This window comes from Mesorhizobium sp. B2-1-3A, from assembly GCF_006442655.1.
Classification (GTDB): Bacteria; Pseudomonadota; Alphaproteobacteria; order Rhizobiales; family Rhizobiaceae; genus Mesorhizobium.
This window is the reverse complement of sequence record NZ_VFWK01000005.1, coordinates 403,246-415,192: the sequence shown is the minus strand read 5'-3', so window position 1 is coordinate 415,192 and position 11,947 is coordinate 403,246. Positions and strand designations below refer to the sequence as shown.

Below are 11,947 nucleotides of genomic sequence, written 5' to 3'. Positions count from 1 at the left end.
CTCCGATCTCGTGTCGAAATTAAATACAAAAGTGTCGACACTTTGCAAGGGGTTCTGCAAGATGGAGACGAAACAATCTGGAAAACAGGATCAACAATGCGTTTGAAGGACAAGATGGCGATCGTGACAGGCGCGGGGGCCGGCATCGGCGCGGCCGTGGCGGAACTGTTCGCGCAGCAGGGCGCGCGTGTCCTGGTCGTTGACCGGGACGGCGCCAAAGCACGGGAGGTTGCGCATAGAACGGGTCAGCTGGCGATGGAGGCCGATGTCTCGGACGAGAGTTCCGTCATGGCGATGGTGGCGCGCGCGCGGGAGGCGTTCGGGCGCATAGACGTGCTCGTCAACAATGCCGGCTACGGCATACGCGGCTCCGTCGTCACCACCGCGGCGCAGGACTGGGACGCGCTGATGGCCGTCAACCTCAAGGGCGTTTTCCTCTGCTCCAAATATGCCGTTCCGGTCATGGCCGAGGGCGGCGGCGGCGCGATCGTGAACACCGCCTCCAACGTCGCCCATGTCGGGATTGCCGATCGCGCGGCCTATGTCGCGTCGAAGGGCGGCGTCGCGGCGCTGACACGCGCCATGGCGCTCGACCACGCGGCGGAGAAGATTCGCGTCAATGCCGTGGCGCCCGGCACCACCTGGTCGAGCTATTTCGACAAGATTCTCGAAACCCATTCCGACCCCCAGGGCTTCGTCACGGCGTTGAATGCACGCGCGCCGATGAACCGCGTCGCCCAGCCGGTCGAGATCGCGCAGGCGATCCTGTGGCTTGCCAGCGACGAATCCTCCTTTGCGACCGGCTCGATCCTGACTGTCGACGGCGGCATGACAGCCTGGTGAGATGCGCGCCCGTCCGGACCATGGCGGGCGTCACCGACCGTTCGGGATGGAGCGCAGGGCGACAAGCATCGCATCGAGATCGGCGCATGGCACGCAGCCGAGCTTTGCGATGTCCTCGGTCACATCCACCGGCAGGCCGGAATTGGAGTCCTTCGGCACTTCGTTCAGCCGTCCGCCGATAAGCACCGGCAGGACAAGTCCGCGCGCCGACATCGCTGCCTTCACCGCCTGCGCGTAGCGAAGCGCCACGCCGTTGTAGGTGCTGACGGCGATGGCATTGGCCCCGGTCTCAGCCGCGTGGGCGACAAGCGCTTCGGGATCAACGGCCACGCCGGCATCGGCAATGGCAACGCCCAGGCCAGCCAGCGCCTGCTCGACGAGATACTTGCCGTGCTCGTGCACATCGGTCGTACCGATGCAGACGATCAGGGGTTCCCGGCTTGCCAACGGTGTCTGCGTCGAGACCCAGTCTGCCGCCTTGTGGTTGAGCTCGCGGGCCCATTCGGCATGGATCAGTGGCGTGCGTCCGCGCCCGCTCGCCGCGCCCGGGCCGAAAAGGTCCTCCAGGCGCTTCGGTCCCATGCGGCGGATGGCGAGCATCAGCGCGGCCGGGTCTTGGGTATCCACCCCCCGCTCGGCCAGTCCCTTCATGACGGCGTCGGCAAAACGGCGTCCGCCTTCGACCAGCACATCGGCCATTGCCTCCGCCTTGGTCCAATCGAAGACCGGGTCGTAGAAAGGGGCGTGCAGCGTCAGCCGATGCGCGAAGGTCTGCGCGTCGATGATCTCGTCGACATCGGGAATGCGCTGGTTCTCGGTCACCGGCACGGGATTGATCGCATGGCCGGACGGCCACCGCCCGACCGCCAGTATGTCGGCCAGGAGATAGCTGGCAAGGCTGGCGTAGTTGCCCGCCGGGGTCGACTGGTAGGAGACGGTGTTGCCGAAGATCATGGTGCCCGGCGTGTCGTTGACCCGCACCAGCGCGGCATGGAAGGCGGTGCGCGACAGCGGATCGCTGAAATGGTGGCCGTAGCAATGGGCGAGGCGCGCGCCGATCAGCTCCTCGACGATGTGCTTTTCGATCAGCACCATGCCCAGCGCGCAGGCCATGTCGATGAACAGCCCGGCAAATCCGTCGTCGAGATTGGAATGGACGAGGATCTCGGCATCCTGCGCTGCGATCAGGCCGAGCGCGGTGACGGTCGCCTCGGTGGTCGCCACATCGTCGTCCCAATAGGGCAGCCGGAAAGTGAAATACTGCCCCAGATTGCCGACCGCCGTCGCCCCGGCGGCGATGGCCGAGCGGGTATTTTCCAGCGCACCCGGCAGGCCGAGCATGAAGTCGCCGAAATGGGCGGCGGCGGGTGCGGCATTGGTGATGCGGGCAAAATCCTCGGGACCGGTGAGCACGATGCCGGTGCCGCGCGCCGCCTTGGCGCGCATGGCTTGCGGATAGCCCATCGACCAGTCGAGGGTGATGCCGAAACGGTCGACCGTCACCCTAGCCTTGCGGCATTGCCCGTGCACCTCCGCGATCGCCGCGATGGTGCGGTCGACGCTTCTGAAGCCGATATGGGCGTGCTGCATGACGCGCTTCTCGGCCGCTGCCTTGCGCTTCCAGGCGGCCTCCGAAGGCATGCCGGTTTCGGTGAGGAAGAGGCAGCTGCCGAGTCGCCAGTCGCGCGCCATGGCGCGGCCTTCGGCGAGGAGGTCGGCGCCTGGCTTCAGGCGCGGATCGACGAGAGCTGCGGCGATTTCAGCGGTCATGATATTTGCTCTCGGCTCCGGCGATGAAACGGCGAAGGATGGCGGCAAAACCCTCGGGATCGGCGAGAGGATGAAAATGCGCGCCGGGAACAGTTACATGGTCGGCACCCGGTATTGCCCTGGCGATAGCCTGCGAAAGGGCGGGCGGCGTCAGGATATCGCCAGCGGCCGCAATCACCTGCACCGGGGCGGCGATGCGCGGCAGGTCGGCAAGGCGATCGTGGTCGAGCAGCATGCGCACGCGCGCCGCGGCGACTGCGAGCGGCGCCAGCGTATGCGGGGCGCTTGCCGCCGCCGCGTCGAGTTGCCCGGCATGTGTCTCGAGGTAGGATGGTTCGTGGCACAGCACATGGCCAAGGCGCTGAAAGGTTTCGGCCATGCCGGCATCAAGCAGTTCGGCACGGGCGCCAAAGAGCGTGCGGAAGCGGACGTCGGCCCGCGCCCAGGAGCTGCTGATCGTATAGCTCAAGCCGATCTCGGCATGATCGAGCGCCAGCACCTGCGCGATGGCGCCACCGGTCGAATGCCCAACAATATGAGCGGGACCGCCCGTCTGCGCCAGCAGGCCGGCAATGTCGCTGGCGATCAGGGGAATGGAATAGAGGCTGTTCGGGCGATCGCTGCGACCCGCGCCGCGATGGTCGGTGACGATGATGCGATGGTGGGCCTCGAGCAGCCGAACGACGCCGGCCCAGAACCTCCCATCACCGCCGAGCCCGGGGATGAGCATCAGGCGCGGGCCATGGCCGCCTGATGTCTCGTAGTGGATGCGGCAACCATCGGCGGCGGCGAAGAACGGCATCAGCGATGGCCTTCCCGGTCGAGCAATTCGCGAAGGGCCGCGACGAGGCTGAGCGCGGTGAGCGCCGAAGTCTTGGGATTGTCGGGCGAGGGCGCGTTGACGAGATGGAAGGAGGCCGTGCCGGCGGCACTCTCGACTTCGATTTCGTGGGTGTTGCCGGCAGCCGCCGGATCGGCAACCACACGCACCGTCACCTTGTCGGCGCCCGCCGCCAGCGCCACGGCGAAAGCGGCATTGAGGTTTTTTGGATAGCGCCTTGCCGCCTCGGTGGGCGTGCCCTCGAAGAGGGTTACGGCGCCATTGTCGGTTGTACGGCCGACGGAAGCCAGCTCCGCCGCCCAGGCGGCCGGCGGCTTGCGCGAGGTGTAGCGGACGCGCGCATCGGGAAGTACCGCTATCGCCCGCAAATAGTCGAGGCCTCCCAGGGCGCCCGACGGCAAGACCAGCCGCGCGCTTCCGATGCGCTCGGCATCAGTCAGTCGGGCGGCAAGCGCCGGATCGGACAGCGCGCCGACCGAAGCGATGATGGCCGGGATGCCGGCTTCAAGAAGCGCGGGCACGCAGGCGGCCACCGCTTGCTGGCTCGCGGCCTCCACCACCGCCGTGGGCCGTGCGTCGATCAATGCGTCAAGCCGCGTCACCGCGCTGACATGTGCCGGCAATGCGCGGCTGGCGCCTTCGCGCAACAGCGCCACCCAGCGAACCGCATCCGGCGGGAAGGCGCGGACGATCTCGTGCGCGATCGCACCGTAGCCGATGAGGCCAATCGTCAGCATCCTGGCCTGCTTCAGGAGGTCTGTTTCGTGGGATCGAACTTGTCGGCGAGGTCAGCCCCGAACACCGTCTTGCGCTCGATCTCCAGCACGTTTTCCGGACGCGGAAAGTTGGACGGCACGCGCTCGCCTGGCTTGCGCGGTTTGCCGATCAGGCGGAAGAAGTCCTCCAGACCATTGGGAACGATCAGCCAGATCCAGCGCAGCCGCGTCTCGCCATCGTTGATGAACATGTGCCTGACATTTTTCGGCAGGAACACCACGCTGTCCGGGGTCAGCGGATATTCCTTGCCGTCGATGACGGCACGGCCATGGCCTTCGATGACATAGACCGTCTCCTCGTTTCGGTCATGCGTGTGCTCGCGCACATAGCCGCCGGGCGCGACCGATTGCGTGCCAAGTGCGAAGGGGTGCTCCATGCCGACGATATGCGGTGCCAACGCCACGTCGATATGGCCGTTTGCCGGTACCGGCTGCCAGTAGCTTTCGCGGGATTCGGATCCGGAAACATGGATGCCGGACGGAGCGGTTGGGAGGCGGGTATCGTCCATGGTTTCTGCCTGTCGAAAGAGCTGCGGGATCATGCCGGGGACGCTGGCAACCACAGGGAAGCTACAATGCAAAAAGTGTCGACACAAGAGTAGACAGATCTAATTTCCTGTTCCTATAGTGACGCGGCTACGAAAAGCAGGGGAACGCCAATGGACGAATTCGACGTTCTGGTCATCGGTTCGGGCTCGGCGGCCTGCTCAGCGGCCCTGAGGGCCGCCAAGGGCGGTCTCAAAGTGCTGGTCATCGAGAAGACCGAATGGCTGGGCGGTACATCGGCCATGTCCGGAGCCGGTGTATGGATACCGGCCAATCATGTCGCGGCCGAAGCCGGCATCGCCGACAGCCGCGAGGACGCGCTCGCCTATCTGCGCGCCGTCGCGCCCGAAGGGTGGGAGCGCAAGGAAGACGCGCTCTGGACTGCCTTCGCCCAGGCGGCGCCGGATATGCTGCGCTTCCTCTCCGGCAACACGCCGCTCGACTTCCGCCTGATCAACGAGCCCGACCCTTTTGCCGAGGCGCCGGGTGGCAAGCTCTACGGCCGCATGCTCTCGCCCAGGCCGGTCAGCCGCCGCATCCTGGGCAGGTTCGCATCCAGCCTGCGCCGATCCACCTTGCCGCACAGTTTCACCTACCAGGAGATCGTCGACCTGGATCTTTATCATCACCCGATCCGCGCGGGATTCAAACTCTGGCCGAAGCTTCTTTGGCGATGGCTGACCAATTCCGGGGGGCAAGGCACGGCACTGATGACCGGGCTGATCAGGGGCTGCCTTGATGCCGGCGTCACCTTCAGGCTGGGAACGCGCGCCGTCACCCTGCTGCAGGATCTGGACTCACGTATCACCGGCGCTGAGGTGGAAAACGAGGGCCAACGAAAGAAGATTGTCGCGCGCCGAGGCGTCGTGATCGCCACCGGTGGGTTCGAATGGGACAACGAGATGCGCAAGCACCATTTCCCCGGTGCATTCGACCGGATCGGCAGTCCGCGCGGCAACGAGGGCGACGGCCAGAAACTTGCGGCGTCCGTCGGCGCGCAACTGGACCGCATGGACCAGGCGAACGTCTATCCCTGCTTGCCGACACGCTACCAGGGACAGCCCCACGGTCTGCCGATGACCTTCCAGGCCGAGCCGCATTCGATCGTGGTTGACCGTCACGCAAAGCGCTTTGTCAGTGAAAACGCCTTCAACATCGGCGAGGCGATCGATGCGCGCGGGCCGGACGGCGCGCCCATCCATCTGCCATGCTACCTCGTGGGCGACCATCGTTTCCCGCGGACGTCGTTGCCGTTCCGGTGGTACGCCTCCTATGAGCGGGACTGGGTGAAGAAGGCGGATACGATTGCCGGCCTTGCCGCAAAGCTCGGGCTGCCGCCGGCAGCGCTCGAGGAGACGATTGCCCGCTGGAATGGCTTCTGCGCCAAGGGGCACGATGCGGATTTCCAACGCGGCGAAAACGGTTGGGAGGCATACAAGGCGCATGGCCCGGAGAACCGTCTGAAGCCGATAGACAAGCCTCCCTATGTCGGCATGACGATCAATCGCTCTATTCTCGGCACCAAGGGCGGCGCCCGCACCAACGAGCGGGCGCAGGTGGTCAGACCGGACGGCTCGATCATCCCCGGCCTCTACGCGGCGGGGCTTGCGATGGCCAACCCGATCGGCACGCGCGCCGTGGGGGCCGGCACCACGCTCGGCCCCAACCTGACCTGGGGCTTCATCGCCGCCGAGACGATCCTGCATCAGAACAGGTGATCGCGTAGCGAACAAGACGGATCTCCGACCGTCGTCCTTTAAAAACAACAGGATCAGGTTTCGCCGCACGCTCTCCTCTTTGCACTGTGCGCCAGGTGCCCGCCGCTTACTGCGTTTCTTGCTGATCGTTCGGCTGACCAGTTGCTTCGGAAGCAAGCCCCGTCGAGTGGGAGGCGACTTGGCGGCACCGCCGGTGATAGTGCCGTCGGTGGTGATGGCAGCATCGGTGCCGTAGCGCGTGACTGATGTGAGCCGTGATGGTCCGATCAGGCCGGTGATGTCTCGCGCACGAAATGGTTAGGCGAAACGGCATTCATCGGCAGGCGGACCGGAACAAAGTCGACGCCGCGTACCGCGCTGGGGATCTCATCCGACATCGGTTCGCGTCCAACCGTTCGTCGCGCCGGATCCGCGACGGGAACCGCCGAAAGCAGCTTGCGCGTATAAGGGTGTTGAGGATTGCCGAAGACCGATCGGCGGTCGCCGATCTCCACGATCTCGCCAAGATACATGACGGCAACGCGATGCGCGATGCGCTCGACCACGGCCATGTCATGGCTGATGAACAGAATGGCGATGCCCATGTCGCGCTGCAGGTCCATCAACAGGTTGATGACCTGGGCCTGGATCGTAACGTCGAGCGAGGCGACCGCTTCATCCGCGATGAGCAGGCGGGGATCGAGGGCCAGAGCCCTGGCGATGCAGATGCGCTGCCGCTGACCGCCCGAGAAGGCATGAGGGTAGCGTTCGAGATATTCCGGCGGCAGATGCACTTTTGCCAGCAGGTCCGCCGCCCGTTTCCGCAGCTCACTGCCGCGCGCGATGCGGTGGACGCGCATCGGGTCGGTCAGGGCCTGCCCGACCGTCATCCGCGGATTGAGCGAGGAGAACGGGTCCTGGAAGACCATCTGCACCTCGCGACGGAAGCCCGCGAGGGTTGCCCGTCCTGCGCCGATCATCTCCTTGCCGTCATAGCGAATGGCGCCGGACAAGGGCTTGTCCAATTGCATGATGCTGCGCGCCACGGTCGACTTGCCGCAGCCAGATTCCCCCACCAGCGCCAGGGTCTCACCCGGGAAAATATCGAAGGAAACGCCCTCCACCGCATGAACCCGGCCGGCGATGCCGCCGAAGAGACCGCCTCTCAGGTCGAAACGCGTAACGAGCTCGCGGACTTCGACCAAGGGCTTTCTGTCCGTTGCGGGCGGTGCGACGCTCATGCCGAAACCTCCGGCTGCGAGACTTCGGCATTGTATATGACGAGCGGGAATTTCTCGGGCCCATCCTTGTCGGCCATGCTGCCCAGCCTCGGCACCGCCGAGATCAGCGCGCGTGTGTAGCGGTGTCGGGGATCCACGAGGATCTGGTGCACCGAGCCTGATTCGACGATCTCGCCCTTCAGCATGACACAGACGCGATCGGCGATTTCCGCGACCACACCCATGTCATGGGTGATGAAAAGAACGGACATGCCGATATCGCGCTGCAGTGCGCGGACAAGATCCAGAATCTGCGCCTGGATGGTGACGTCGAGCGCGGTGGTCGGCTCATCGAGGATCATCAAAGAGGGGCGGCACGCCAATGCAATGGCGATCATGACGCGCTGGCGCATGCCGCCGGACAACTGGTGAGGGTATTGGTCGAGCCTGAGGGCGGCGTCGGGCACGCGCACGAGCTTGAGCACATTCAGGGCGATGTCGCGCGCCTCGCGCGGCGACTTGCCCTGGTGTCTCGTGACCACCTCCGCAATCTGGTCGCCGACGGTGAACACCGGATTGAGGCTCGACATCGGGTCCTGGAACACGATCGAGAACTCAAAGCCACGCAGCCCCTCCATGCGCTTTTCGGAAAGCTTTGCCAGGTCGGCCACGCCGCCGTCCTTGAGCCTCATCAGGATGCGGCCGCCCGTGATCCTGGCGCCGTCATATTCCGTCAGGCGCATTACGGTCATGGCCGTGACCGATTTGCCCGAACCCGACTCGCCCACCAATGCCACCGTCTCGCCGCGCCTGATCTGGAACGACACGCCCTGAACGGCCCGCACCGCTTTTGTCGCCGTCGACCCGAAGCAGACTTCAAGGTTCTCGACCGACAGGATCACATCGTCGGGAAGGCTCGCGGTGGCGATGGACTTGAGGGTCAAAAGGCACTCCAGGCGCAATGGTCGCGACACCGGGTATCGAACGCAGCGAGCATGTGGGCTGTCAATAGGGGCCCATCGCCAAGTCCCCTGGAAGCCGTGCCTTGGAATGCCCCGGAATGCCTCGCCGGACGGTATCTTCCCTGCGATTGTCAGGCTTCCCGGTCGCTCCACCAGAGTTATGCAATCTCTGCATCGCCCTGTCGGATTTCGCATTAAACGCGCGAATGGGCCTTCGGTCCGCTCAGCGCATGGTCAGTGTCGGATCAACCAGGTTGCGTCCGCGCGTCTGCTCGGCGGTTCGCGAGAGATATTTCCACAGCGCTTCGCCGTCACGGCTGCGCGCGCCCACACGGCGGAAAATCCTGATCTCGATCTCCAGGGACAGCTGTTGCCCGCCAATCTGGATGAGCTCGCCCTGGGCGATCGATTTCTGAACGCAGATCTGCGGCAGCCAGACCACGCCTTGCCCGGCGATCGCCATCTGCTTCAGGCCTTCGGCAAGCGAGGACTGGTAGACGATGCTGAGATTGAGAGGACGCCGCCAGCGTGACTGGATGAGCGAGATCAGCTTGCCGAGATAGCCGTCGCTCCAGGAGTAGGCGAGGTAGGGAATCCTGGTACCCTCCGGCACATCGACATCGAAGAGCGGCGCTCCGGTCTGGTCGACACCAGACACCAGAACGAGGCGATCCCTGCCGATTTGAAGCGATTCGAACGGTCCGCCCTCAAGGACCGGCGGTCCGTCGGGGTGATCGTAAGTGATGGCGAAATCGCATTTGCCGGACGACAGGTGCTCGACGCATTCCAGGAAGTCGCCAGTGTGCATGCTGCTGCGGACCGGCGCATTTGGCAGTTCGGGCTGGCTGATCCACCTGGGAAAAAAATAGATAGCCAGCGTATGAAGCGCGGCGAAAGTGAGAAGCCGTGAGCTGGCGCCGGCGGCGTTGCGGCAGTCGGTCCGCAGGCGGTACATGTCGCGAAGCATTTCCTGGCAGCGCGGAACGAAGATGTTGCCCGCGCTGGTGAGGTGCACCGGATATGTACTGCGGTCGATGAGTTCGGCGCCGACCCAGGCCTCCAGCGCCTTGATGCGACGGCTGAAGGCCGGCTGCGAGATATTCCGGGACGCCGCGGCGGTCGAGAAATTCCGCGTCGCGGCGATCTCGAGGAAGTCTTCAAACCACGCCAGCTCCACGGTCGACCTCATGCATTATTCGCATAACTGATCCTATCTACGCATTGGACAGTGGCGCAAGCCTCCTCCTAGCTTTCACACGCAACGATAAAAAGACCTCGAGTCAATTGTGGGAACATACTCATGAAAATGAAACGTGCCTTGGCACTAGCGTTCTGCATGGGCATAGGCGCTTTTGCGTCGCCTGCCGTGGCAGAAACCAAGAATCCCGGAACGTTTGTGTTTCTTTGGACTGACGATGTTCAGTCCTTTGATCCGGCCTACATTGCAAACACGCCGAGCTCCTACGGCGTGCTCAACGTCTACAGCCGCCTGTTGAATTACAACGGCTCCCAGATTTCCGAATTCGTGCCCTCATTGTCCGCGGAAGTGCCGAGCCTCGAAAACGGCCTGATCAAGCAGAACGCGGACGGTTCGGTCAGCTACACCTTCCCGATCCGGAAGGGCGTCCACGCCCACAAGGTCGGCATCAAGGGCGACGACGGCAAGATCACCTGGCAGTACTATGACGGGCTGAGCGACGAGCAGAAGGCCAAGATCGAGCCCGGCTATGGCGAGATCACGGCCGAAGACGTGCGTTACTCGCTGCTGCGCGCCATCCTGATGGGCCAGTCGTGGATGTCCAACGCCATCACCGAGGTGGTGACGGCGAGCAAGTACACCGACGTCGCCAAATGGGTCGAGGCCGAAGGCAAGGTGTCGGACATCAAGGATGCCAGCCCCGAAGCGCTGCGCAAGGTATATGACGAACTCGCGTCGCAGATCACCGTCGAGGGCGACAATGTCACGCTGAAGCTGCCGAAATCCTTCCCCGCCACGCTTGGCGTCCTGGCGCTGCCGTTCGGTGCCTCGATCGTCGACAAGGAATGGGTCGCCTCCGTCGGGGGCTGGGATGGCGACGGGAATACCTGGAAGAAGTACTATCGTCCCGAGCTCGGCGACGATCCGCTGTTCGCCCAGGAAAACGGGACCGGTCCGTTCATGCTCGACGAATGGGATCGTACCGATCGCCGCATCACGCTGAAGCGTTTCGACAATTACTTCATGGGCAAGGCCTCGCTCGAGCGCGTGGTCATGCGCACGGTTCCGGAATGGACCACGCGTCGCCTGCAGTTGCTCTCCGGCGATGCCGACTTCGTGACGACGCCCGTCGAGTTCCTGGACGAGCTCAGCAAGACGGACGGTGTCAAGGTCGTCGACGGCTTGCCCAAGGTGTTCAGCCGTGGCCTCTATTTCGCGTGGCCACTGGATGATGCCGACAACCCCGCCATCGGCAGCGGCAAGCTGGACGGCAACGGCATCCCGCCGGACTTCTTCTCCGACATCGATGTTCGTCAGGGCTTCAACTATGCCCAGAACTACGATGCGCTGATAAAGCAGGCGCTGCTCGGCAAGACCGTGCAGGCGCGGGGCCCGACCGTTCGCGGCATCATGGGCTACCGCGCGGACTCGCCGATCTACAGCTACGATCCGAAGAAGGCCGCGGAGCATTTCAAGAAGGCCCTCGACGGCAAGCTGTGGGATACCGGCTTCACCTTCACGGCCTATGTGCAGGAAGGAACGCCGCAAGGCACGGCCGCACTTTCCGCGCTCCAGCAGGGACTGCAGCGGATCAACCCGAAGTTCAAGATGAAGATCCAGTCGCTGCCCTGGGCCTCCATCTCGGACAAGCTCAACAATCGTGAGAAGCCTGCCTCGCCGCTCACCTACATGGGCTGGGGACCGGACTATTCCGACCCGGGTGGCCCGCTGGGTGCCGCGACCTACTATCTGTCCCCGACCGGTCTTGTCGGTGGCATGCTCGGCCAAGGCTACCGCGACCTGATGGCGGAGAAGTTCAAGCCGCTTCTCGACCAGGCCTGGGCCTCGAGCGATCCCGCCGTGCGTGAGCCGATCTATGCCAAGCTGCAGGAAATGTCCTACGACTATGCCACCACGCAGTTCCTCTGGGAGGACTTCGGGTACATCGTCACCCGCAGCAACATCGACGGCTACGTGCACAACATGATCCTCTACGGCGCCTGGGATTTCTATCCCGTCACCAAGAAGGCCGACTAGAGAGCTTCGGGTTTCGCCGGGCGCCATCGTCGCCCGGCGAAACGGCTATTCCTCATG

Annotated in this window: 10 protein-coding genes; 3 read left to right on the top strand and 7 right to left on the bottom strand. The window is 64.1% G+C overall.

Translation table 11 applies throughout. The features are described 5' to 3' along the window. The first annotated feature begins 96 nt into the window (after positions 1 to 96). On the top strand, positions 97 to 843 hold the full coding sequence (locus FJ977_RS22245; protein ID WP_140774332.1) for an SDR family oxidoreductase: 747 nt from the start codon (positions 97 to 99) through the stop codon (positions 841 to 843). Positions 844 to 873: 30 nt separating this feature from the next. Here FJ977_RS22245 and FJ977_RS22240 read toward each other — a convergent pair whose 3' ends face one another. Genes FJ977_RS22240 through FJ977_RS22225 form a run of 4 tightly spaced genes read right to left on the bottom strand, consistent with a single transcriptional unit; the run spans position 874 to position 4,739 of the window. After that, positions 874 to 2,613, bottom strand: a complete 1,740-nt coding sequence (locus FJ977_RS22240; RefSeq protein ID WP_140774331.1) for a hypothetical protein — start codon at positions 2,611 to 2,613, stop codon at positions 874 to 876. Then, positions 2,603 to 3,415, bottom strand: a complete 813-nt coding sequence (locus FJ977_RS22235) for an alpha/beta fold hydrolase (protein WP_140774330.1) — start codon at positions 3,413 to 3,415, stop codon at positions 2,603 to 2,605. The genes FJ977_RS22240 and FJ977_RS22235 overlap by 11 nt, the downstream gene beginning before the upstream one ends. Further along, the gene (locus FJ977_RS22230; protein WP_140774329.1) at positions 3,415 to 4,191 is read right to left on the bottom strand and encodes an aspartate dehydrogenase; all 777 of its coding nucleotides are present in this window, start codon (positions 4,189 to 4,191) and stop codon (positions 3,415 to 3,417) included. The genes FJ977_RS22235 and FJ977_RS22230 overlap by 1 nt, the downstream gene beginning before the upstream one ends. 11 nt (positions 4,192 to 4,202) lie before the next feature. Next, entirely contained in the window at positions 4,203 to 4,739 is a 537-nt protein-coding gene (locus tag FJ977_RS22225) for a cupin domain-containing protein (protein ID WP_140774328.1), read from the bottom strand. 150 nt (positions 4,740 to 4,889) lie between these two features. Here FJ977_RS22225 and FJ977_RS22220 point away from each other — a divergent pair, with 150 nt between their 5' ends. After that, positions 4,890 to 6,494 (top strand): FAD-dependent oxidoreductase, encoded by a 1,605-nt coding sequence (locus FJ977_RS22220; RefSeq protein ID WP_140774327.1) that lies wholly within the window; start codon positions 4,890 to 4,892, stop codon positions 6,492 to 6,494. Positions 6,495 to 6,760: 266 nt separating this feature from the next. Here FJ977_RS22220 and FJ977_RS22215 read toward each other — a convergent pair whose 3' ends face one another. The 3 genes from FJ977_RS22215 to FJ977_RS22205 all read right to left on the bottom strand — a co-directional run bounded on the left by FJ977_RS22215 (position 6,761) and on the right by FJ977_RS22205 (position 9,844). Then, positions 6,761 to 7,714 (bottom strand): ATP-binding cassette domain-containing protein, encoded by a 954-nt coding sequence (locus FJ977_RS22215; protein ID WP_140774326.1) that lies wholly within the window; start codon positions 7,712 to 7,714, stop codon positions 6,761 to 6,763. After that, on the bottom strand, positions 7,711 to 8,637 hold the full coding sequence (locus tag FJ977_RS22210) for an ABC transporter ATP-binding protein (RefSeq protein ID WP_140774325.1): 927 nt from the start codon (positions 8,635 to 8,637) through the stop codon (positions 7,711 to 7,713). The genes FJ977_RS22215 and FJ977_RS22210 overlap by 4 nt, the downstream gene beginning before the upstream one ends. 241 nt (positions 8,638 to 8,878) lie before the next feature. Continuing rightward, positions 8,879 to 9,844 carry a LysR substrate-binding domain-containing protein gene (locus tag FJ977_RS22205; RefSeq protein ID WP_244735412.1) on the bottom strand — a complete coding sequence of 322 codons (966 nt, stop codon included), beginning with the start codon at positions 9,842 to 9,844 and terminating at the stop codon, positions 8,879 to 8,881. Between the two features lie 207 nt (positions 9,845 to 10,051). Here FJ977_RS22205 and FJ977_RS22200 point away from each other — a divergent pair, with 207 nt between their 5' ends. Further along, positions 10,052 to 11,890 (top strand): ABC transporter substrate-binding protein, encoded by a 1,839-nt coding sequence (locus tag FJ977_RS22200; RefSeq protein ID WP_246683253.1) that lies wholly within the window; start codon positions 10,052 to 10,054, stop codon positions 11,888 to 11,890. Positions 11,891 to 11,947 lie beyond the last annotated feature (57 nt).